Below are 24,644 nucleotides of genomic sequence, written 5' to 3'. Positions count from 1 at the left end.
GCAGTATATTGAGAAACCATTCACAGCTTCGATCTCACACTCAATATACTGCAATGAATAATGGGGCACAATTTAATGTTTACACACGTCTTTTGATTTTCAACTGATTTTCAATGAATCACGAAATCTGATTTAATGTTAAGAATAACTAATGAATGGTACATTGGCTTAACGTAAAAAGTTCAACGTTGTTCTTTTTTTCCTTCTTTTTGAGCCTCTTTTACGATAAAATCCCGGAAATTAAGAACGATCGGCGATTTAGTTTGATGCGGGATGACCAGTGACAGCATTCTCGGTATTTTCGGATGGATGCGGATTACGGCAATGTTTTCCCAAAGAATGTGAGTCACGATTTTTGAGGAAATAAAGGCGACGCCCTGATCCTCTGAGACCAGGCCCAGGCACGTGTCAACATAGTTTGTATAATAGACATAATTGGGTTCAAATCCGGCTTTGCTGCAGGCAGCCATGACGTCATGATAAAGGCCCGCCGATTTGGAGAAACGAATAAACGCTTCGTTGCGCAGATCTTTCAATTCGACGACTTCCGACTTGGCCAAAGGATGTTTTTTTGATGTGACGAGGACAACTTCGTCTTCCACGAGGGGAAAAGTATCCAATCTGAATTTTCCGGGCTCGGCTTTATCGGCGGCTGTTAGAAAAGCTGCATCGATCTTACTGCTGAATAAAAGCGGGTACAGATCAAAACATTCGGCTTCGTGTATATTCACATGGACGTGCGGATAATGCTTGTCAAATTCACCAATAAAATGCGTGATCCCATATGCTTTCAGCGCGGGTGTTCCTCCAATCTCCAGCTCCCCTTTTTCGCCGACCGCATATTGATTCATTTTTTGTTTTAACTGCATGACACATGTATCGATCGTTTGTGCATAATCGATAAAGTCGCAGCCGGCTTCCGTGGGCTTTACGACTCGTGTCGTGCGTGAAAAAAGTTCAACGCCGAGTTCCTCTTCAAGCTTTTTCAGCTGCTGAGAAAGAGAAGAAGGAGTGATACTCAATTCATTGGCGGCATTGGTTAAATTGTTCCATTTTTGAATGGCCAGAACGTATTTTACTTGGATTAGTTCCATAAAGGCTCCTCCAATACGTGATATGTGAAGCGATAAAAGATCACTTGAACAATGAAAGTGGTTGCATACCGATTCCATTGATTAATTATAGTGAAAAGAGATAAAGTGTCTCAATGATTTCATGGAAAATACAAAATTTTTAAAAAAAGAAATCATTTAGTGAGATCGTGTATAGACACAAACATTATTCGTGGCTTTGTGAATAAAATAACAATTTGGGCCAATAGGCAAACATTTGCTAAATAATCGGCGTGCATCAGAGCATATATCAGGATTGCTCAAAAATGAAATGAGGTTAACGTATTCCAAATTGTTTTTGATTATGAAACGGCTTACATTATAGACGTGCAAGGGAAGCGACTTCAAAGAATTCTTTGCACGATGGCTCGACAATGTCGTCATGCCAGGGGTTTGCCAAACGCCTATAAGCGGAGTGGATCCATGGATAGAGCCGGCAATAACTCCTTTACGGAGAAAAAATGGAGGAGAATTGGGTATGAAGCTCACGGATCAGGAACTTAAAGATTTGTGTCTGAAGACGCGTCATGTCGTTGAAAACGATCTTGAAGCGCTGCAGCCGGAAATCGAACAAACGCATGTTTTCCCGAAAGAATATTTCGATGTCTGCCGCGAAAACAAATTATTTGCTCTGACACTTCCGGAACAATTCGGCGGATTGGGGTTGAGTGTCGAACAATTTTTCCCGGTACTCGAAGAAATCTGCCGCGGACCGGGCGGCATGCGCATGAATTTGCACTATGCTAACGGTCTTGATTGGGATATTCTGTACGAACATGGCTCTCAGAAACTGAAAGACAAGTACATGAACAAATTTGCCAGCGGCGAGTTTTTCACGAACTTTGCCCTGACTGAACCGGATTGCGGCACCGGTGCCGATATTCGAACGACGGCCGTAAAAAAGGGCAACAAATGGGTTTTGAATGGCAAGAAAACGTTGATTTCGCACACCGATATTTCTGGGGCCAGCTATGTGATTGCAGTCACAGATGAAAACAAACGCAAAAAAGGCGGAATCACAGCATTCTTTGTGGAGCAGGATCTGCCTGGATTTACTGTTGAGCCGATGCCGCACATGATGGGCTGCCGCGGTGCCGGACATGGTTATATCTTTTTAAAAGATGTCGAGGTCGACGACGATCATGTACTTGGCAATGTCGGCGAAGGTCTGGAAATCTTCATGGATGCGCTCGCACTGTCCCGTGCGTCGATCGGTGTCAGCTGCCTCGGACTGTCACAGAGATTCCTTGAATTGGCGATTGCCCGTGCGAAAGATCGTGTCACTTTCGGCAAACCGCTGATTAAACGTCAGGCCGTTCAGCAAATGATCGCCGATATGGGCACACAGGTCTACGCGCTGCGTACCATTTTGATGGATACGGCACGGCAATTCGATCACGGTGAAAGCATTGAAATGAAAGCATCGATGAGCAAGCTGTTCGGTATTGATACCGTTCGTACCGTCTCTGATTCCTGCCTGGAAATCTTTGGCGGCATCGGCTATTTTGAGGACAATCCTTACGGCCCGGTTGAAAGAATGTACCGCGATGCCCGTGCCCTTTGGTTTGAAGAGGGTCCGCGCACGGTACAGCGTCTGACGGCGGCCCGTCCGCTGATCGCAAACGGCGGATTTATTGAGTAACAGCCGCATTCAAAAAAAGAGTAATGGAGCATGGCAGGAGCACAAACTCGTGCTCCATTATTTCATTCGGAAAATTGAAAATAATATTGGCGCTTGTTGTTCCTTCACCCAAAATGTGCATTCGTACAGAAAAATTCATGGATTAAATGAGGCGAAGCGAAATGATAAACAATGGAAAAGTGGGTCATGTCCGCTGGGGGATTACCACTCTCCTGATTTTTGATTATATCGTTCTTTATATGGGGAGAGTGGCCATGTCGACGGCAGGCCCGGCGTTAATGAAGCAGTACGGCTGGGACGCGACGCAGTTTGGCTGGATATCGACCGCCTTTTTTATCGGCTATGCGGTGACGATGATTCCGGCCGGCTGGCTGGCCGATCGTTTCGGCGGCGGGCTGGTACTGATCTTTGGTACGTTATGGTTCTGCATTTTCACCTTTCTGACACCTTTTGGATCGACCCTCGGTCTGATGATGGTGATCAGGATTTTGGTCGGTATCGGTCAGGGTGTGTTCGTTCCTTCTAATTCTTCCATTCTCTCGCGGTGGTTTCCCAAGAAAGAATCCGGAAAAGGAATGGGCTTTCTGCTGATGGGTATTCCGATCGGCATTGCCATTACAATGGTTGCCGCTTCGTGGCTACTCAGTTCTTTCGGATGGAAAACGCTTTTTATCTCCTTTGCCTGCCTGGGACCGATCTGGTGTCTGTTTTGGTGGAAATTCGGTAAAAACACACCGGCCCAGCATCCGAAAATAAGCAAAGAAGAGATGGACTATATCAACAGTGATCAGCCGGCTGCTGCTCAGGCGGCTGCCGGCGGACCGGAACTGAAAAAATCGGATATTTTTTCAAATTTTTCGGTCTGGGCCTGCGCAATTTCATATTTTTGTTCAAACTATCTCTTTTTTCTTTTTATGACCTGGCTGCCGACTTATTTTGCCCTGGGCCGGGGTATTAAGGTCAGTTCAAGTCTTTTCTATTCCATGCTGCCTTATCTTGTCGCGATCATCACTTATCCGCTCGGCGGAACGGTTGCCGATATTTGGACAAAGAAATATGGCCCGAATATCGGCCGCAAACTCGGCCCGATTACCGGATTGGCGCTGGCCGGCGTTTTCCTGCTGTTTGGTACGCAGGCGTCGAATATCTGGATGGCGGTCGGTCTCATGTCGCTTTCCAACGGATTGCTTTGTTTTACGATGGGGTCTTACTTCTCGATTCCTATGGACTTCTCAAAGAAAAATACGGGAACGATTTCCGGATTCAACGGCTTTATCGGCACATTTGCCGGCATTGTCGCGCCAGTCGTCAGCGGCTGGGTCATCGATGTCAGCGGGCAGTATTCATCGGCTTTATATCTTGGAGCAGCCGTTGCCGTGCTGGGTGCGATCATTATGCTGTTTGCCAGAATCCGGCCGCTGGCGGGCCGCAGTAAGCAAGAAGACGTGGCCTGATGACAGTCCTGAATGCAATTAAAAATAAAATGGCAGGAAGTTTATACTTATCGTTTTGCCAAGGAGGAATACAAAATGAAACCATTGGAAGGCATCAAGATCGTTGAAATGACTTCTTTTATTGCCGCGCCGGCAGTTCCAAGAGTACTCGGGGAATGGGGCGCCGACGTTATTAAGATTGAATCACTGAAAGGCGATCCGAGCCGCACGCAGGGGGGAGTATGGAACATTCCTTACAGCGTTGAGGAGAATCCCGGCTTCGACATTGCTAATGTCAATAAGCGTTTTGTCAGCCTCAATTTAAAAAGTGAAGCAGGCAAAGAAGCGGCTTATAAAATATTGGAAAACGCCGATGTGCTGGTCACAAGTTTTCGGACGAAAGCACTGCAGCGCCTTGGCTTTTCCTATGAACTATTAAGTGAAAAATTTCCGAAACTTGTGTTTGCTCAGATTCTCGGCTATGGAGAAAACGGTCCGGAGAAAGATGCCGCCGGCTTCGACGCGACAGCTTATGTTGCCCGCGGCGGCATCCTGACATCAATGACTGAGCCGGGTGAATCTCCGCTGAATGAAGTCAACGCCTACGGCGATTTTCAGGCGGCGATGTGCCTGGCTTCAGGAATATGCGCGGCGCTTGTCGGCAGAAACAAAAGCGGCAAAGGCGATAAAGTGACGGTCAGCCTCCATCACACAGCGCTGTTCATGATGAATATTGCGATTGTCGCATCGGAATATGGCAACAAGTACCCGAAATCGCGGCGAAAAGTCGCCAATCCGTTTAACAATACGTATAAATCGAAAGACAACAGGTGGTTTGTTTTCTGCGCGCCGGAGTATAATCGTGATTTTAACAAGGTCATGAGGATGCTCGATCGTCCCGATCTTATTGATAATGAAAAATACCGGACAGTCGAGCGTGTCAATGAATTGGGTGTCAACTCGGAGATTATCGACATTATCAGCGAGCAGATGGCAAAGAAAAATCTCGATGAATTAACCCGCCTTTTCAAAGAGAACGACCTTGCTTTTGAGAAAGGGTACACGCCGGATGAAATTCTGGAAGATGAAGAAGCGTGGGCCAATGATTGCTTGAGAAAGGTCAAATATCCGACGGGCGGCGAAGCCACATTAATTACTTCACCGGTTCGTTTCAAGAGTATCAGCAGCCCGCCGATGAATCTTTCTAAGCCGCTTGGTTACCATACGCGCGAAGTGCTTAAAGACGCAGGTTATTCTGATGAACGCATTGAAGCCATGGAAAAAGATAATGTATTGATATGCGGCGATAACTAACAGGCGGATTGGGTTGTCCATATTAATGAAGAAAACTGCAAAGACAGTAAAGGAGCAATGACTATGGCCGACGAAAAGTTTCAAGTCATCGTGATCGGCGCCGGACTCGCGGGCATCGCCGCCGCTTATCGCCTGGCAGAAGCGGGAAAAGAGGTCATGCTTGTTGACAGGGGCGAGTATCCCGGGGCAAAGAATGTCAGCGGCGGCCGGATTTACACTTATGCTTTGAAAAAACTGATGCCGGAAACATGGCAACATGCACCGCTTGAACGGGAGATCAAGCGGGAAATAATGATGATGATGACTGACGCAGACAGTATGATGATCGACACGACCTTTGCTTCTCCCAAAGCACAGTCGTTTTCAGTTCTCAGAAGTTCTTTTGATGCCTGGCTTGCTTCACAGGCGGAAGAAGCAGGAGCTATGCTGATTCCGGGAACGACCGTCGACGGGCTGCTCATCCGCGATCAGAAGGTATGCGGCATTCAAACAGGCGGCGAAACCATTGAAGCTGATCTGGTGATCGATGCAGAAGGTGTCAATGCATGGGTCGCCGAACGCGCCGGGCTCCGTCCTAAAGTGGCTGTCAATGATATCGCTGTCGGCGTTAAGTGCGTTTTTAAGCTGTCCGAAACGTCAATCAATGAACGCTTCAACGTTTCTTCCGGAGAAGGCGCGGCGATGCTGTGCGCGGGAGACTGTACGCAGGGAATCAGCGGCGGAGCCTTTTTCTATACAAATAGGGAGAGCATCTCGACCGGTATCGTTGCCGATACGTCTTCGCTGAAAGCCTCCGGACTTTCACTGACAGATATGCTTGAACGCTATCTCCGGCATCCGGCGATTGCCCGCTATCTCAGCGGCGCCGAATTGATCGAATATAGCGCACATTTGATTCCGGAAGGCGGATTTCAGTCGCTGCCGCCGCTTTATGCGAATGGATTTCTAATTGCCGGCGATGCGGCGGGTTTCGTCATCAACCGCGGATTTACCGTGCGCGGGATGGATTATGCGCTGATGTCCGGCATCGCTGCGGCGGAAACAGCGATCGAGGCGATTGATGCCGATGATTTTTCAAAAGAGAAACTGAAAATCTATCAGGATAAACTGGAACCGACGGTATTAAAAGATCTGAAAACACTCAAACACGCGCATGATTATATCGCGCACTCGAAGTACTTGTTTACGACTTATCCGCAGCTTGCGACCGATCTGATGAGCCGCCTGTACACTGCCGACGGTACACCTTCTAAATCGGTTATCAGCATGGCCAGGCAAATGATGAAGGATGACAAAGTGCCGCTGTTCCATGTTTTAAAAGATGCTTTTAAAGGAAGTCGTTCACTATGATCAACATGAAAATGGATGAATGTCTGGCTAAAAACCGTTTTGACAGCGACGACCGCCATCCCCACATCATCATTGATCCGCAGCAATGCCTGACGTGCGTCCATAAAGCATGTACGCGCTGCTGTCCGGCAGAACGTTATCAGTGGGATGAAGCGCAGCAGCAGTTAAAATTTGACCATGTCGGCTGCCTGGAATGCGGCAACTGCCGGTTTGTCTGTGAACGGCTGAATCAGGGTGTGCCCGGTTATTCATGGAATTACCCGGAACAAGGGAAAGGCATTATTTTCAGAAGAGGCTGACCCGTACGTCTTTAGCGATGTGAACGTTATCGTGTTGCACGCTTTAAATGCTTCGATGAAAGGCTGGTGAATGGTATGCCGTTCGGGATCAAATTAACACAGTCGCAGGTCCATAAATATCGCTGCGAAGGACAATGGGGCGACGCTACATTAGCCGATTATTGGCGGATGGCAGTTTTATGTTTCCCGGATAAGGTTGCGGTCAGCGACAGCCACGGTAAATGCTTTACCTATCGGGAAACGGACTGCGCGGCTGATAAAGTCGCTGCTTTCCTTATAAAAACAGGTGTGTGTCCGGGAGATTTTGTCTCCGTTCAGCTGCCGGGCTGGGCTGAGTTTGCCGTTATTTACGCCGCGTGTCTGAAAGTCGGGGCCGTCATCAACCCGATTTTACCCAATTTTCAGCTTCACGAATTGTCCTATATTCTGAACAAGTGTGAATCTAAGGTACTCTTTATGCCCGTCCGATTCAGAAAACAAGACTATCTGTCCAATATTTCGCCATTGAAAACAGATGTTCCGTCTTTAAAAAAGATTGTCGCCGTTGAAAAGGAAGATGAAACGGCCGGCCAGCTGACGCTTTCAAAAATATTGGAACCGTTCGCCCCTGCGGCAGGTTATCGTCTGCGACGTGCCGATGATCTGGCGGCTGTGCTTTTTACTTCGGGGACTGAAGGCTTCCCGAAAGGGGTTATGTTGACACATAATAATATCATTGCCAGCGAAAGAGCGTTCTGTGCAAATTTTCATCTGGATTATCTGGACAAAATTTTTATGCCGGCGCCGGTCGCTCACGCTATCGGTTTTCATCATGGAGTCACGGCTTCTTTTATGCTTGGAGCGACGTGCCTGCTGGAAGATGTGTATTGCGCCGAAGAAGCTGTGCGGCTCATCACTGAAGAATGCTGCAGCATCGCAATGGCGAGCACACCTGTTGTTTATGATCTGATCCGCTGCCTTCATGAGCAAAAGCGGACACTTCCGTCGCTGCACGTTTTCTTGTGCGGCGGATCAGCTGTTCCGCGTATGCTCCTGCAGCAGGCGCTTACTGTCGGCCTGAGAATCATGAGCATCTATGGTTCGACGGAAAGCGTACCGCACACTGCTGCGAAACCGGACGATCCAGCGGATCTGCTGCTCACGGACGGTTGTGCTCTGCCGGGCATTGAAATTAAAGTTGTTGACAAAAGCCGCAAAGAAGTAGACTCCGGTACAGAAGGCGAGGAGGCGTCGCGCGGGCCGAACGTATTTGTCGGATACCTGAAAGAGCCCGACCTGACTGCCAAAGTGCTTGACGATGACGGCTGGTATTACAGCGGTGATTTATGCAGGCAGGATCCCAGAGGCTACATCCGGATCACCGGAAGAATGAAAGATATCATCATCAGGGGCGGCGAAAATATCAGCAGTGCCGAGGTCGAATGGATACTCATGCAACATCCGAATGTATCCGAAGCGAGCGTTGTCGGCATGCCGGACAAAAGGCTCGGGGAACGATCCTGTGCCTATGTTGTTCTTAAAAATCCGGCAAAAGGGCTGACACTGCCTGAAGTTCAGAAGTTTTTCCGCTGCCTTCATGTGGCTAAATATAAATATCCCGAACGAATAGAAGTAGTCGGACAATTGCCTCACACCGCTTCAATGAAAGTTAAAAAATATATACTAAGAAAAGACATCAGGCGAAAGATGCAGAACTGAATGGATGGATCGTCGAGTGGTTGATTATTGGTATTGTATGGCGTGAGACTGCTGATTCATCTCAAAACCTTATTGGCCGAACGGAGAGAGCAAGATTCGGTATAACTCTGACCGAAACAAAGTGAGATCCAGTATAGCGTATTAAAACATGTAAATGCCCCTAAAATTGGATTTTATCTGATCCAGCTTTAGGGGGTTTTGTATAGCTGAATATTTATTCGGCTGAGACTGACAGAGCAGGGTAAGCTCATATTAACAGCTTTCGCACCGTTACCCATGGCCGTAATGACTGGGATATTTGAGATATTTGAATCCGAAGAATGCATCGTGCTTGATTCTCTTATAGAATGATTGGTGCATCCTAGTCGGCAAAATAGACGGGACCGGATGAGATCTTTTTTCACACAATAAGACAATTGGTTGATTCATTTGATCCTGATTTAATAGACCGGGAGAAGCGGCCTATGATAAAAAGAGTTTCTGCAAAAAAGGACATTTTAATAAATGGTACGAAGAGAGGGAGGGTATGAAAAAGCGTGCCCATAAAATAGCATCGGTCATCGGTTTTTATCCGTGCCTGTGAACGGTATATATGAAAGACTACAGCGGCAGAAAGACTGTAAAATGGGTTCCTTCATTATATTTGCTTTTTACCGTGATTCTGCCATCGCACAACTCGATAATTTTTTTAACGAGAGGAAGTCCCAAGCCGTTTCCGGATGAACTTCTGGTCGTGTTTCCCTGATAGAATTTGTCGAAAATATGGTGGATGACAGCCTCCGTCATGCCGATTCCGTTATCGGAAATATCCACCCGTATCATTCCTTGATCCTGGATCAGTGAAACATTTACTGTTCCGTCCTGCTTTGAAAATTTGATGGCATTGTCCAGCAGGTTGATCCAAACCTGCATTAACAAATCTTCTTTTCCCAAATAAGTCATATTTATCAGATCGATCTCGAAGTTAATATTCTTTTTACTCCAATTCGGCTCCAGCAGAAGAATGGCCTGGCGTATTTGCTCATCGAGCCGGAATGTTTGTTTATCCATAACCAAACCCTGATTTTCCAGTTTTGAAAGTATCAGAATATTGCCGCATAGAGTAGTCAGCTGCCGTGTACTCTCGAGGATCATTTGTATATATTCGTCCTTGTCTTTATCGGAGAGCGTTTTATCCTGCAGAAGGGTTGCGTACCCCTCGATGGTCGTAATCGGAGTTTTAAATTCGTGAGAAACATTGACGACAAAATCATTTCGCAAGGTTTCAATGCTGGATAATTCATGGACCATGATGTTAAAATTGCGGGTTAATTCATGGATTTCATTAATATGACTGGTTTCATTAAGCTTTATATTAAAATCTCCTTTGGCCACCTGTTTGGCTGCTTTACTGAATTGCGTAATCGGTTTAAGAATTTTTTTCCCGACAAATAGCGAAATGACGGTACCGATGACGATACTCATAAACATTAAGATCGAAATGGGAATTAAGGGCGTTCTGTCGGAAGGATTAAGGTAGCCGAAATGGAGGAGAATAAAGGCGATGATCGTCATGATCATGGCGGTGACCAACATGATTAGAAAAACGACAATAGCAAAATAAAGCCATAATGTTGTATGTGCCTTTTTATTTTTCATATTTTACCGCCTTATAGCCTAATCCTCTGACCGTTTTAATCTGGAAATCTTTGCATGCCTTTAAGTGGTCGCGAAGGCGGTTGATATGAACATCTACCGTTCTTTCATCTGTTTCTGAATCCATACCCCATATTTCCTCCATTAGTTGCTGCCGCGTAAAGATCTTGTTTGGAAAAGATATCAATTTATAAAGCAACCTGAATTCTTTCTGCGGGAGAGAAACAGTCCCGCCATTAAACGAAACTGTCTGGGAATCATAAACGATCCTGGTACTTCCGCACACTATTTCCCGCTCGCTGACGATCTTCGCCCGGCGGAGCAGGGCCTGAACGCGAAGAACCATTTCATTTACATTAATAGGCTTTACCATATAATCGTCAATTCCGCTGAGAAACCCCTTCCGTTTATCTTCGAAGTTTTCTTTTACCGTAATCATCAGGACAGGCAGGTTAAAATCTGCATTGCGCAGCGCCTTTGTCAATTGGTAACCGTCCATCTTGGGCATCATAATATCGGAAATAATTAAATCAATATACTGGCTGTCCAGCATTTTAAGAGCCTGTGCGCCGTCAAAAGCAGCAAAAGTATGATAACCGTGCCGCGAAAGAACCGTGCAGAATAGCTTGTTTAATTTCAAATCATCTTCAACGACAAGGATGTTAAACATGGCTTCACTCCCTATAAAGACTGAGAAAATTATGACACACTTATATTAACTCATTGTAAACGGGTACGGAATCCTGGATACATGGCGGATGGCACCCTGGCCTTCTATGGGAATAAATGCAGAAGCGTCATTCCCGTTATTGGACGGATTAACCGACTCTTTAATCCTTCATGTATAGATTAGGTTTTTTTCGGAGTATCATCCAGTTGATATTCAGTTTATTTTAGTGTGTTATATTACTTGGTGACGACTGAATAGAAGGAGTATGTCGATGCTGCAAATAAGGGAAATATCCAAAAGCTATACTACCGGTGATTTTACCCAAATTGCCCTGGATAAAGTGAGCCTGAATTTCAGGGAAAATGAATTTGTCTCCATACTCGGCCAGAGCGGATCGGGTAAAACAACCCTGCTCAATATGATCGGCGGTCTCGATCAATATGACAGCGGCGATCTTATTATCAACGGCAAATCAACAAAAAAGTTTAAGGATCGAGATTGGGATGCCTATCGAAATAACAGTGTAGGATTCATATTTCAAAGCTATAACCTGATTCCGCATTTAAGCCTTTTAGACAATGTGGAAATGAGCATGACATTAAGCGGTGTTTCAAATAGAGAAAAGCGCAGAAGGGCCTTAGATGTCCTGGAAAAGGTCGGCCTTAAGGATCACATCCACAAAAAACCGAATCAATTATCGGGGGGGCAGATGCAGCGGGTCGCCATTGCCAGAGCGCTTTCTAATGATCCGGATATTATTCTGGCGGATGAGCCTACCGGTGCGCTTGACACAGAAACAAGCGAACAGATCATGGAGCTTATAAAGCAGATTTCCAGGAATAAGCTGGTTATTATGGTCACACATAATCCTGATCTGGCTCAAAGATATTCTAATCGAATTATCAGAATTTCTGACGGAAAAGTGATTTCAGATTCCAACCCAATAAATACCGCCGAGGTTTCCGGAAACTATCGGTTGAAAAAAACAAGCATGAGTTTTTTCACGGCCTTAAAATTATCCTGGAAGAATATTTTGACAAAAAAAGGGCGGACTTCCCTGACGGCTTTTGCTTCAAGTATCGGTATTATCGGAATCGCTCTTGTATTGGCTCTGTCAAATGGATTTAATCAGCAAATCAATAGTTTTGAATCCGGTACTCTGTCCAATTATCCGATCACGATAAGCCAGTCATCTGCCAGCATCAGCCAGCCGTCGACTTCTACAAAGAAAAATAGCTCGATTAAATATACGAATAAGCCGGCTGTTTATTCGTATGACTCTTCTAAAAATACAGCTGCCCATACAAATAAAATCACACAAAGTTATGTGGATTATGTCAAAAAAATACAGCCCTCTCTTTTAGATGCCGTCTCCTTCACGCGCAGCGTAAACATGAATCTGCTTAAGAAGAGCGGAAACAAAGCAGTTCCTGTAGATACGGCTAATCTTAATCTCGGTTCCTACCCTGACAAACCTGCCGGCGGCAACTATTTCAGCCAGTATTATCATTTACTTGCAGGAAACCTGCCGAAAGATAAAACGGATCTCGTTATGGTAGTTGATGAATATAACCGTCTCGACACATCGCTGCTTAAAGAACTGGGAATTAATTCTAAAGATGGAGAAAGTATAAGTTTTGATAAAATCATCGGAAAACAATTCAAATTGATCCTGAATAATGAATATTATAAAAAATCAGGGAATACCTATACAGTTAACGGCTCCCCCAATGATCTGTCCAATCTGTATAACAGCGGCCAGGCTATAACCTTAAGAATTTCCGGAATCGTCCGCATTAAAGAGGATACAAAGACTCCTTCACTTTCTTCCGGTGTTTATTATTCTGACCAACTGGCGCAATATTTTATTGGGAACGCATCAAATTCTGAGATTGTCAAAGCACAGAAAGAAGCAGATTATGATGTGCTGACCGGTTCATCTTTTTCCGCTGATTCCGGAAGTCCATCGAGTGCCGGCTCAAGCGGCGGCTTCGGTCCCAATATGAGCAGAAGCACGTCGGCTACGGGAGGAAGCACGAAAGTGTCATTGACGAAAAATGAGGTTCTTGCTTCTCTGGGATCGACGAGTATTCCGACCTCTATTGCTCTCTATCCGAAAGATTTTGATGCCAAGCAGAAGGTAACTGACTATCTTGATAAATGGAATGCCGGCCGCAAAGCGTCAGACAAAATTAACTATCAGGATCTTGCGGCGATGATGACAAAATTATCCGGCAGCATCATGAGCGCGATTACCCTGGTGCTTATCGCATTTGCGGCAATATCTCTGATCGTATCCATGATCATGGTCGGGATCATTATCTATATCTCCGTTCTGGAAAGGACAAAAGAAATCGGCGTTCTTCGTGCACTGGGAGCCAGGAAGAGAGACATAACGCGGGTATTTAATGCGGAGACCTTTATAATTGGTACCTGTTCCGGCCTTATGGGTATAGGAATTGCCTATCTTTTGGAAATCCCGGCCAATATCATACTCTATAATTTGACATCCTTGAAAAATGTAGCTCAGCTAAATCCTTTGCATGCCGCGGCTCTCGTTGTCATTAGCATCGTACTGACATTGATCGGCGGATTGATTCCCGCCAAAATGGCAGCCAGAAGAGATCCGGTTGAAGCGCTGCGCAGCGAATGATCCGTGTCATCGGATGCCCTTTGATTTTGGGCGAATGGAAATAAAAGGCTCTGACCCGGGGCCCTTTTAATATACGGCATACGGCCGATCGATCAGATTTAACGCATCACTTCAAGGAGGTAATCATTGAAAGTAACGAGTATAATTGCCGAATCGACGGATGATTAATAGATTAGGGCATCGAAAAGTCACTGTGTCAATTAAGCCGGTTATTCAGATGCTTGAACAACTGCATCAAAAAAACCGGTAAATTTAATTAAATTTTAAGAAACAGGTCCTATTATAAAAGATGAACAAAATGTAACTCTCCCAAAAATAGACCTTTAGGGGTCTGTTTTTGATTTTACGAATTATTTATAGACCCGTTATATTCGGGTAATATTCATTTGATAAGATACAGATGCTTGCTTATAGCATGACTTACCCTGTATCGATTATCCAAAACCCATTTAAGCCTGAAGCAGGGCTTATTTTTTTATCCAGCGGAAAAGATCGTCCATTTTTGTTGCCGGCTGTTTTGAATCGCTTGTCCGGGGACTGGCATCGCTGTAAGTGATCCTGTGAAAATAATTGGAAAGTTCCGTTCCGATTTTTTGAAGAAGAGGATGACAAGAAAGTATATGCACTCGGCAAAAGGAGCAGAGAAGCGATTGTAATCTATGCCCGGTGACGATTAAGAAATACGGAAGATTTGAATAACCGGGAAGGAAAAGTCGTTGCGGAAAATCAAACGATGAACAGGTCATCGGCTTTTAACTAAGCAATTTGCTGAATTCCGCGGGGAGAAAACGTTTAGAAGAGCAGCATCTATGAGCGGGATTCATTTTTGGGCCTTTGGGCCGCGTCCTTCCTGCTAAACCGGGCCTGTTGTTTCTCCTGGTCATCATCATTGACATACCGCGAATGTGAATTATAATTTAGTTAATGATCAGGGCGACAGGGTGACAGACGTTCGGAATATGTCCTGGCGTTATCAGGTAGAAACAGTTGTAAAGATCTGTTTTTTAAATAAATAGCAAAAGTTCTTATCAAGAGTGGCGGAGGGACTGGCCCAATGAAACCCGACAACCAGCACGTTGTGCATGGTGTCAATTCCAGCAGATTCAATTCTGGCAGATAAGAGAACACGGCCAAGGGCTGCTTTTCTGATTCTGCGGAAAGCAGCCTTTTTTGTATGCACGTGATCTCTGTTCAATCCGCAGCGGTGCGATCAAAAAGGTCTGATTAACAAATTGAATGGCAGAAGGGAAAATACGATGAAAGGTATGATTGCATGGCAAAATTAACGGATAGTCAGCTCGAATCGGTACTGATTAAGTACCGTCATCACTTCCATGAGTATCCGGAGTTGGCTGACAATGAATTTAAAACGACTGAGAAGATTAAGGAGATTTTGACCCGTTGGAATATTAAAATCTTATCGACTCATTTGAAAACCGGCGTTTTCGCCGAAATAGGTCTAAAGGACGGCCCCACGCTTGGCCTGCGTGCCGATATTGATGCGTTGCCGATCCAGGAAGAATCCGGCGTTCCATTTCATTCAAAAGTTCCCGGCAAAATGCATGCCTGCGGCCATGATACGCATATTGCTTCATTGCTGGGCGGTGCTTATCTGATTAAGCAGCGGGAAGCAGAACTGCCCGGAAAAGTCCGTCTGCTTTTCCAACCCTCTGAGGAAGCTAATGAAGGTGCTTTGCAGGTGATTAATGACGGTCAGCTTGACGGTGTTGATGCCATCATCGGTTTTCACAATACACCCAATCAACCGATAGGACGTGTCGGATTGAAGCCGGGTATTGCCAGCGGCGCCATTGATAAATTCAAAGTGACGCTGACCGGTATTGGCGCCCACGCTTCCGCACCGCAAAACGGCCGTGATCCGATCGTTGCTTTAGGCGCGGAAATCGGTGCCCTTCAATCGATTATCAGCCGCAATATCAATGCTTTGTCCGGCGGTGTTTTGAGTATTACGCATGTTACCGCCGGAAATACATGGAATATTTTACCGGAAACTGCTTTTTTTGAGGGGACCGTTCGGACCGCGAATAAAGAAGTGCGCGAGACGATAAAAAAACGATTTCCGCAAATAGTCGATGCCACCGCTAAAGCCTATGGAGTGACTGCGGACATTGACTGGTATACCGGTGATCCGTCCGTCGTTAACGATCCCGGACTAACGGCCATTGTCCGGGATGAAACTAGCAAATTTACGGATACATATGAATTAACTCCCGGTTTAGGAAGTGATGACTTTGCCTGTTTCCAGGAGCATGTCCCGGGCGTTTATGCGGATATCGGCAACGGCGGTCATGTCAGTGTCCACAACCCGCGATTTACTGCCGACGACGGTCTCCTGATCTACGGGGCTCGTTTTTTTGAAAGAAATAGTTTCAGATTATTACACGAACTGTCTAACAGCAAATGAATCAATGATCTCCTATCATTGCATCGTCTGACGTCCGCCAGATCGGACAGGTCTGAAAGGTGCGGGCCAGCAGGCCGGATAACCTATCGTTTTTTGAATGAGAAGTTCCAGGGAAAGGCCGGCGTTGCCGGGCCATTGGCACCAAAAATACGGATGATTCGCCGGCGTGTTTGTTACGCTCACGGACACTGGCAAGGGCAAAACGGAAAAAATAAGTTTGAATCAGTTTGGAGCTGGAAAGAGTATGGACATTCGAGAGATGGTTCCCGGGGACTATGAGGGCGCCTATGATTTGTGGTCGAGGGTACCGGGAATGAATTTAAGATCCCTGGATAACAGTTACGAAGGTATTGCCCGGATAATCCGGAAAAATCCGGAGACTTGTTTTGTCGCCGTGGAAAACGGCCGGATCGTCGGCACGATTCTCGGCGGGACGGACGGCCGCAAGGGCTTTATTTACCATACGGCAGTCGATCCCGTCTATCGGGGGAGAAGAATCGGCACTCTTTTAATTGATCGTGTCTGTGAAAATTTTAGAAAAGAGAAGATCACAAAGATCGGACTGTTTGTTGTGCTCGATAATGAAGACGGAAAAAGTTTCTGGAGAAAAAAAGGCTGGAATTTCCGGCCGGATATTGTGTACCTGGATAAGGATCTGTAGAAAGCACGGACCATGAAGACGGATCATTAACAAAAAGCAGAGCAATGAGCAATAAGGCTTTACCGCGCCTGCAGTTGTTTTTCGGGAAAAGCAGCGGGGCAATCGCTCATTCGGTTGTCTCAATTGATTGACCCGCAAACACCGGATGAATCGATTGCCAGTTCGGATAAACTTCAGTTCATTATATGGCCGTATCAGCAGAGGGGGCACTTTGGATGCCGGAGGAAAAACCAGAAAGATTCGACACTTTGAAAATACATGCGGGATATGATCCGAAAGAACATAACTATGCCTCATCGGTTCCGATTTACCAGACGGCAGCTTTTGGTTTTGGCGATTCGGACCGGGCAGCACGGCTTGTTAATTTTAAGGAAAAAGGGTTCAGTTATTCCCGGGTAAGCAACCCAACTGTCGCCGTTCTGGAAAAACGGATTGCAGATCTTGACGGCGGTGCGGATGCAGTCGCCGTAGGTTCCGGAATGGCGGCCGTTTCCTATACCATTCTTAATCTGACTGAAGGCGGCGGCCGGATCGCGGCGGCCGCAAACATTTACGGTGCAAGTTTTGATGAGTTTCGCACGCTTTTTCCCAAATATGGTATTTATTTTGATTTTATTGATGACATCAATGACTGGAATCAGGTTGAATCCGCGATCAAGGAAGATACGAAAGCGATCTTTGTGGAAAGTGTGACCAATCCGGCAACAACTGTGGCGGATATAGCGGCTCTGGCCCAGCTGGCGCACAGGCACGGAATTCCCCTGGTCGTCGATAATACCTTCCCGACGCCCTGCCTTTTTAATCCGATCCGCTATGGCGCGGATCTTGTTGTTTATTCATCGACTAAGGGGATCAGCGGGCATGGCGAAGTGATTTCCGGCCTGATTGTCGACGCAGGCAACTTTGATTTCGGCAATGGCAGGTTCAAACAGTTTGAAGAAAAAGAATTTATCCTCGGAAATGAGGAGGAACACATGCAGAGAAGCTTTGTCGAAGCTTTCGGCAATAAAGCTTTTGCCGCCCGGCTCCGGCTCAAATATCTCCGTCTGTTCGGCGCCGTGCTCGGTCCGTTTGAGGCTTATCTTGTCCTTCTCGGCATTGAGACTCTGTCGGAGAGACTGGACAAACAAGTTGCCAGCGCCAAAAAGATTGCGGAGTTTCTGACAGCCAATCCACATGTCAGAACCGTTCAGTACTCCGGCCTGCCGGATCATCCGCAGCATGAACTGGTAAAAAAATATTTTCCCAGAGGTGTGGGAGCCATCTTTGCATTTGACATGGACGGAACGGAGGAGCAGACAAAGAAAGTTCTGGATTCGGTAAAAATTTTCAGCTATCTGCCCAATGTCGGCGATGTACGCTCACTGATCGTAAATCCATGCCGGACAACGCATCGTGAGATCCCTTCTGCCTACAGGAGACGGGGCGGGCTGTCCGACACGGTGATCAGGCTCTCGATCGGTCTGGAAGATGCAGATGATCTGATCGCCGATCTCGATCAGGCGATCCGCACGGCATTTGCTTAAAAATGAATGAATTAGGAGGAAAGCCGATGGATCTTGGAAAAATTGTCAGAGGCGGTCCAAGCCGGTATATCTGCTCGAATGATGCGATCACTTACTTGGATGAAATGGCCGCGCCTTTTTCGTCGATACATATTGTTACGGGTAAAAACTCATTTGCGGCTTTTCAAAAGATCTATAAGAAAGAAGTCAGATGGCCGATTCATCGCTACGACGGCACATCCAGTCATGAGGATATGGATCGTCTGACCAATGAAATCGGACAGGCTGATTTAATCATCGGCATCGGCGGCGGCCGTGCTTTGGATACGGCTAAAGGGGTGAATCATCGGCTGCACTCGCAGTATATTTGCATCCCAACCGTACTCGGGACATGCTCGGCTTATACGCCGCTCGCAATTATCTATGATGCACAGCATGTTCACATTGGCCGGGATCATTTTGAGGAATCCGCTTATGCTGTGCTGGTCGATCTGTCCTTACTGATCGATTCGCCGAAAAATTATTATATCTCCGGCATCGGTGATACACTGGCCAAATGGTATGAAGCGGAATCGATTCGAAAGGATGAGACACAGACGGCGGATCCTTTCGTTTCACTGGGACTCGATGCGGCACTGGATACGAAAAAACTGCTGCTTCGTTATGCAGGGGAAGCGGTGGCAAGCCTTGAAGCGCGCCGGATCAGTCCGGCTTTCCGCGTTGTTTCCGATGTCATCGTCGGTCTGTCCGGAACAGTCGGCAGTTTCGCCCGTGATTTTGGCCGTGCTTCCGGAGCCCATGCGATTCATAATGCCATGAGCAAGATCCCGGAGACAAACCGCCTGCCGCACGGAGTCAAGGTTGCTTATGGCCTGCTCGTTCTCCTGCTGACCGAGGGCAATGAAGCGGAAGTACGGAAACTCCTGCCTTTCTATAAGCAGATCGGTCTCAGCTATTCGCTCAATCAGTTCGGCATGAACGATGTCAATCAAGCGAAAGAAACCCTGGCAAAAGAATGTGTCGGGACAGAAACCGGATTTTATTTTGTGTTTAAGAAGATCAGTGTCGATTTTATCCTGAGTGCGATCAACAAGGTTGAATCGATGGCTGCCGAGACAGATCGGGACGAACAGTCTGTATGCCCGATTGTCGATAAGGCGGGCGGGGCTGACTGAAGCATAGATTCCTGATAGAAGCAGTCAAATCGTGTTGTCTCTTGCATACTGCTATACGACCGGCAGGTGGTGCTTTCTGCCTGTTTAGTGAAATTGAAAACGATGCCAAATGAACCCGCAACCAAATTGTTGACAAATTCCAACATGAATGACAGCTGAATTATTATTGGCCTCTCCCCCGAAAGCCAAACAGGTACAACGAAAAAACAATGATCATGATCCTGACTTCATCCTTTCTCTTATGTGTCTCCCAAAACGGCATGCACAAAAATCTATTGGCCGGTCTTTTGATGGTATGTACCGGCAATGATCGATGGGCCTCCATCATTCCAACTGCAGGAGGCGCTTAACAGAGACATCACTTTTCTGATTTGATATCTCCGGCGGGTTTTGTTGATTGATCTTTGTGCTTTGTACGTCCTGTCCGGGCACACGGAATAGGGATGATTCACCTTTTGAGGGTTCGCACGCAGCTCTTCGGCTGTTTCCTGTGAACGCAACAATGTTTTCTCTGATCGGGCGAAGCGATGCCGGGAGCCGAATCCGGCAGTCGGAAAAAAAGATCATTTATCCTCAATTCTGAAATCCCAAAATATCATAGTTAAATATGTTGTAATACAAGATTTTCAGATATATACTATAAGATAATGATACAAGAATCTTGGATAAAGAGGAGTGAGATCTATAAAGAATTCATTAACCATCAGAATGAAGGGAAGCGATAAGCGGATTCAGAACGGACTGTTTTTAATTGGTTCTGTTTTTTTAACGATGACATTTTCAGAGATTGCGGTCCAAATAAATCAAATGTACAACACGGCCAGTTACAAGATATCTCATTTTATCGTTCGATCTGAGTTGAAAAAGTTTTGCATTTTTGTGTATTGCAATTTCTGTTAATGACTCGTCAAATTGCCCGATCGCTTTATCTAATGCGTTTGGCTGCTGATCATTGGATAAATGCCTTAAGACACTGTTCTGACAAACAGAGATTCTGAAAGAGCTTAGCGCCTGTCAGCAATTAAAAAGTTACTGCTTGCATTTGTTCAGCAATCTGCATACCAAAATAAATAACCGGGGGTTGAAATAATGAGCCAGGAAGTAGATCTTACCGATCAGCTTCAAGCCAGGCGTGAAAAGCTGAAAGAACTGATCGAAGAAGGGATAAATCCGTTCGGCGGCCGGTACGAGCGCACGCACGATAGTGGAAAAGTTCGTGCATTGTACGGTTCAATGGGAATGGAAGAATTAGAGAAGAAGCACGTACCTGTTGTGATGGCGGGGCGGATAATGACGGTGAGACGGAAGGGAAAGGCCGGTTTCGCCGATATTCAAGATTTCAGCGGCAGGATCCAACTGTATGTAAGAAAGGACAGCGTCGGCGCAGATCAGTATAAAATCTTCAGCCGGATTGATATCGGCGATTTTGTCGGTGTCGAAGGGACAGTTTTCAAGACGCATGTCGGTGAGCTTTCAATCAAAGTTGCTAAATTCAGCATTCTCTCTAAAGCGATGCGTCCGCTTCCGGATAAGTTTCATGGATTGAAAGATGTGGAAAAGCGCTATCGCCAGCGTTATCTGGATTTGATTGTCAATCCTGAAATCAAAGAAACCTTTGTTCTAAGAAGTAAGATTATAAAATCTATTCGTGACATCCTTGATGGTCTCGGTTATCTCGAAGTTGAAACGCCGACGATGCACCTGATACCCGGCGGTGCTTCCGCCCGCCCGTTTGTTACTCATCACAATGCACTGGGTATCGATTTATACATGCGGATAGCCCTTGAATTGCATCTTAAGCGTCTGATCATTGGCGGCTTCGAAAAGGTTTATGAAATCGGACGCGTTTATCGCAATGAGGGGATTGATACGAAGCATAATCCTGAATTCACCATGCTGGAACTTTATGCGGCTTATGGAGATTTACGGAGCGTCATGGAGCTAACGGAAAATCTGATTTCGGATCTTGCCGAGAGAGTGCTGGGGACAACGAAAATTACCTATGAAGGCCGGCCATTGGAACTTAAACCACGCTGGAAGCGGGTACACATGGTTGATGCGATCAAAGAAGCGACAGGAGTGGATCTGTGGCCGCAGATGTCGGATGAGGAAGCGCGGAAGCTGGCACTGGAGCACGGCATTGAGATCAAGGACGATATGACTTACGGGTATGTCGTTAATGAATTTTTTGAACAAAAGGTTGAGAAGACTCTGATCCAGCCGACGTTCGTTTTCGGACATCCATTGGTGATTTCTCCTCTTGCAAAGAAAGACAGCGCAGATCCCAGATTCAGCGACCGGTTTGAACTGTTTATTGTCGGACGGGAGTATGCCAATGCGTTCAGCGAGTTGAATGATCCGATTGACCAGAGAAAACGCTTTGAGCAGCAGATGGAGGAACGGGCAGCGGGCAATGATGAAGCTCAGATGATTGATGAGGACTTTCTTGAAGCAATGGAGTACGGAATGCCGCCGACCGGCGGACTCGGCATAGGCATTGATCGTCTGGTCATGCTTCTAACGAATTCGGCATCGATTCGCGATGTATTATTATTTCCGCAGATGAGAAAAAGAGAAGATTGAACGATGCTCTATCAGCTGGATGGTGAAATAAAATCTGAAATACGGTTCTGTTTTTCATATATGTGTCAGAGCTCCAGATACATTGGGCAATAAACTGCCCTCTAAAGATTTTGAGGCATGCGATGAAAAGGATCAAAACGATAAAACTGCCTGTCTGCAGAGTGCTTTTCGAAAAATATTGTTTTAAATGCTCTGATGCACCTGCAGCTTGGACAGGGTTGATTATTTGATATATGATGCCTCAATTTTAATTTGCCGGATATTTGTTGTCTGCATGTACCGCCGTTAAAGTCGGCCCTTTTAAGAAGGGCCTAGATAGAGACATTGAAAAAGCCCTTTCCTGAATAGGTAAGGGCTTTTTCAATGCCGGCTTTTTCTAGCTGTCTGATGTTCCGTATGAATGGCCCGGGATTTTCTTGGCCGCATCCTGTGAGGCAGTCCCGTTTATCCGGGTTCAAAAAATGCGTGAGACAACCGTACTCTTTCATATTTTGAATGTCTCATTGTGTCTGGGATTTCGCTCCGGCCCAGTTCCTGAGTGGTCCCGACATTCTGCAGAAATAATCAGATACCCGGGAGGCCTCTGATCTTTCCATCCTGATTTTTTGAACACTTCTTTATTACGTCTCCAAATGATCCCCATTTAAACAATATTGCTGCACCATTTGCTCAGAGTCTGCATTGTGCCGGACAGCGGCCGGTGGATGACAGGTTCTTTGCCGGCATCTCCGGATCGATTGGTAATGGTTTCGGGGATCACATCCTGTCCCGGTCAGAGTTCCGGAGTGCGGTCTTTTTTCCTGGGAAAATCAGTGAATCGTCCGGGCAGCACATGTGCCGTACGGCCTTTATCACGGCTGCCGGATTCTTTCAATGACGCCGCGGCACAATTGACGCCAATCTTTAAGAGCCTGATTAACAATCCGATTGGGGGATGACATCAGGCGGCCCCGATAAGAATTTTATCCAACGCTTCTTTTTTAGTACAGAAATCCCCCCTTGTCACTCTCCTTTTTTATATTTCTTAGGAATATACTTTTTGTTTATTATTTTTGTCTGCCTTTCAATTGCCTCAAGTTGTATCAGCATAGATTCAATGGCTTCATCACTTAACGGCCTCCCATAAAAGGCCAGTACGCCTTTATCCTTGCCATTAATTAGATTTTTTTTAAGCTTATTCATGGTTTTCGCAATATCGTCCTCGTCTTTTTCGGTTAGATCGGGATTGTTCGTTCGCTCGAGCAGATAATCTGTTGAAGCATCCAACACATTTGCTAAATTTTTTAACATTTCATTAGAGGGTGTACTATATCCCGTTTCATAGTTGGATATGGTCGTTTTTTTAATGTTTAATATTTCTGCTAATTGGGCCTGTGTTAATCCATGTTCTTTTCGCAATTGTTTAATTCTGTCCCCAAGCAAATTGATCATTCCTTATAGTTGGCTTATTTAGTTCAAATATATTGTACTATTTTTTAATTATTTCACACAACATTCAAATATATCATATTTAATTTGTTGTTATACAAGTTTTTTGGATATATACTAGAACTGTAAATACAAGATACTTGGATATTGAGGGGGTGGGTTTATGAGAAATGATAAATTAATTAAAGCGGGGAGGCGAAAAAAGTAGCAGGGAAAAAGCGGCCAAGACTTATATATAACCAAAAATTATCATTATAAATGGAAAGACAAGTTTTCTAATTAGATGATGTTTTTAATTTATGTATACGGATTATGAAATTTTTTTTGAATATAAAGTACAAGAATATCAAACAAAAACTAATCAATTAGTTACACGTAAAAAGTTTCAATAGGATCTTTGTGTAAGCGTATACAATAAAACAATTTCTCATAGGGAGGTTTAAATCGGTAAATGAAACATCTTAAAATTGCCTACGATCCCGAAGCAGAACGCTATTTTTCAACCACGCGGGAGAAGGTCCGGATCGAAGACACGGACTTCACCGACGTCGCCGGCGTCGTGCTGACCGACGGTCGGGCGGCGTTCGTCGATAAAGTCTCCGAGACTCAGTTCGGGATCCCCATCTTTATGATCGTGAAAAACAATTATACCAGCCTCGACAAAGCGACGCTGGAAAAAATCTTCCACCTGATGGACTGCAATCATTATGACGAGAAACTTTACAGCCGGCAGATCGAGGCGGCTGCGGAGGAATATGAAGAGAATGTTTTGCCGCCCTTTTTTAAAAACTTAAGCAAGTATTTCGATCAGGGGAATCTTCAATTTGACACTCCGGGGCACCACGGAGGCCAGTTTTTCCGAAAGCATCCGGCCGGACGCTATTTCTATGACTTTTACGGAGAAAACGTTTTCCGCTCGGACATCAGCAGTTCAGATGTAAAGCTCGGCGATCTGCTGATTCACGAGGGGCCGGCCTATCAGGCGGAGCGGCACGCGGCGAAAGTCTACAACGCGGACAAGACCTACTTCGTGATGAACGGCACCTCCACTTCCAACGCCG

General features: G+C 45.8%; 17 protein-coding genes and 1 riboswitch. Of the genes, 13 read left to right on the top strand and 4 right to left on the bottom strand.

Annotated elements, in window-relative coordinates; genetic code table 11:
* Positions 1 to 182 precede the first annotated feature (182 nt).
* Positions 183 to 1,094, bottom strand: a complete 912-nt coding sequence (locus OYT88_RS00085; protein ID WP_274397296.1) for a LysR family transcriptional regulator — start codon at positions 1,092 to 1,094, stop codon at positions 183 to 185.
* Positions 1,095 to 1,590: 496 nt separating this feature from the next.
* On the opposite strand from OYT88_RS00085, the gene OYT88_RS00080 reads away from it, so the two are divergent.
* From OYT88_RS00080 to fadK, 6 genes are all read left to right on the top strand, one after another.
* On the top strand, positions 1,591 to 2,754 hold the full coding sequence (locus OYT88_RS00080; protein WP_274397295.1) for an acyl-CoA dehydrogenase family protein: 1,164 nt from the start codon (positions 1,591 to 1,593) through the stop codon (positions 2,752 to 2,754).
* A 161-nt stretch (positions 2,755 to 2,915) separates the two neighbouring features.
* Positions 2,916 to 4,208 carry an MFS transporter gene (locus tag OYT88_RS00075; RefSeq protein WP_274397294.1) on the top strand — a complete coding sequence of 431 codons (1,293 nt, stop codon included), beginning with the start codon at positions 2,916 to 2,918 and terminating at the stop codon, positions 4,206 to 4,208.
* Positions 4,209 to 4,283: 75 nt separating this feature from the next.
* Positions 4,284 to 5,501, top strand: coding sequence for a CaiB/BaiF CoA transferase family protein (locus tag OYT88_RS00070; RefSeq protein ID WP_274397293.1), 1,218 nt, complete (start codon positions 4,284 to 4,286; stop codon positions 5,499 to 5,501).
* Between the two features lie 63 nt (positions 5,502 to 5,564).
* Positions 5,565 to 6,851, top strand: coding sequence for an FAD-dependent oxidoreductase (locus tag OYT88_RS00065; protein ID WP_274397292.1), 1,287 nt, complete (start codon positions 5,565 to 5,567; stop codon positions 6,849 to 6,851).
* Positions 6,848 to 7,150 (top strand): ferredoxin family protein, encoded by a 303-nt coding sequence (locus tag OYT88_RS00060; RefSeq protein ID WP_274397291.1) that lies wholly within the window; start codon positions 6,848 to 6,850, stop codon positions 7,148 to 7,150. The genes OYT88_RS00065 and OYT88_RS00060 overlap by 4 nt, the downstream gene beginning before the upstream one ends.
* Before the next feature lie 75 nt (positions 7,151 to 7,225).
* A complete protein-coding gene (gene fadK, locus OYT88_RS00055) occupies positions 7,226 to 8,848 on the top strand; it encodes a medium-chain fatty-acid--CoA ligase (protein ID WP_274397290.1) in 1,623 nt (540 codons plus the stop codon).
* A 600-nt stretch (positions 8,849 to 9,448) separates the two neighbouring features.
* Here the strand turns inward: fadK and OYT88_RS00050 are convergent.
* A complete protein-coding gene (locus OYT88_RS00050) occupies positions 9,449 to 10,486 on the bottom strand; it encodes a HAMP domain-containing sensor histidine kinase (protein WP_274397289.1) in 1,038 nt (345 codons plus the stop codon).
* Complete coding sequence (locus OYT88_RS00045; RefSeq protein ID WP_274397288.1) at positions 10,476 to 11,153, bottom strand: response regulator transcription factor; 678 nt, start codon at positions 11,151 to 11,153, stop codon at positions 10,476 to 10,478. The genes OYT88_RS00050 and OYT88_RS00045 overlap by 11 nt, the downstream gene beginning before the upstream one ends.
* Before the next feature lie 271 nt (positions 11,154 to 11,424).
* Between OYT88_RS00045 and OYT88_RS00040 the strand changes: the two genes are divergently transcribed.
* From OYT88_RS00040 to lysS, 6 genes are all read left to right on the top strand, one after another.
* Positions 11,425 to 13,806, top strand: coding sequence for an ABC transporter ATP-binding protein/permease (locus OYT88_RS00040; RefSeq protein ID WP_274397287.1), 2,382 nt, complete (start codon positions 11,425 to 11,427; stop codon positions 13,804 to 13,806).
* 1,022 nt (positions 13,807 to 14,828) lie between these two features.
* A riboswitch (SAM riboswitch) is annotated at positions 14,829 to 14,929 on the top strand.
* 150 nt (positions 14,930 to 15,079) lie between these two features.
* Positions 15,080 to 16,231, top strand: coding sequence for an amidohydrolase (locus OYT88_RS00035; protein WP_274397286.1), 1,152 nt, complete (start codon positions 15,080 to 15,082; stop codon positions 16,229 to 16,231).
* Positions 16,232 to 16,475: 244 nt separating this feature from the next.
* Positions 16,476 to 16,892 (top strand): GNAT family N-acetyltransferase, encoded by a 417-nt coding sequence (locus tag OYT88_RS00030; RefSeq protein ID WP_274397285.1) that lies wholly within the window; start codon positions 16,476 to 16,478, stop codon positions 16,890 to 16,892.
* Between the two features lie 215 nt (positions 16,893 to 17,107).
* Positions 17,108 to 18,418: an O-acetylhomoserine aminocarboxypropyltransferase/cysteine synthase family protein gene (locus OYT88_RS00025; RefSeq protein ID WP_274397284.1), complete on the top strand. Its 1,311-nt coding sequence runs from the start codon at positions 17,108 to 17,110 to the stop codon at positions 18,416 to 18,418.
* Between the two features lie 26 nt (positions 18,419 to 18,444).
* Positions 18,445 to 19,572 carry an iron-containing alcohol dehydrogenase family protein gene (locus tag OYT88_RS00020; RefSeq protein ID WP_274397283.1) on the top strand — a complete coding sequence of 376 codons (1,128 nt, stop codon included), beginning with the start codon at positions 18,445 to 18,447 and terminating at the stop codon, positions 19,570 to 19,572.
* Positions 19,573 to 20,661: 1,089 nt separating this feature from the next.
* Positions 20,662 to 22,155: a lysine--tRNA ligase gene (lysS, locus tag OYT88_RS00015; protein WP_274397282.1), complete on the top strand. Its 1,494-nt coding sequence runs from the start codon at positions 20,662 to 20,664 to the stop codon at positions 22,153 to 22,155.
* 1,002 nt (positions 22,156 to 23,157) lie between these two features.
* Here the strand turns inward: lysS and relB are convergent.
* The gene (gene relB / locus OYT88_RS00010; protein ID WP_274397281.1) at positions 23,158 to 23,577 is read right to left on the bottom strand and encodes a type II toxin-antitoxin system RelB family anti-toxin; all 420 of its coding nucleotides are present in this window, start codon (positions 23,575 to 23,577) and stop codon (positions 23,158 to 23,160) included.
* A gap of 457 nt (positions 23,578 to 24,034) precedes the next feature.
* Here relB and OYT88_RS00005 point away from each other — a divergent pair.
* The coding region (locus tag OYT88_RS00005; protein WP_274397280.1) for an Orn/Lys/Arg decarboxylase N-terminal domain-containing protein at positions 24,035 to 24,644 on the top strand (610 nt) is incomplete at its 3' end.

Origin of the sequence: Sporolactobacillus sp. CQH2019 (assembly GCF_028765345.1) — a bacterium.
GTDB lineage: Bacteria > Bacillota > Bacilli > Bacillales > Sporolactobacillaceae > Sporolactobacillus.
This window is presented reverse-complemented; position numbering and strand designations above follow the sequence as displayed.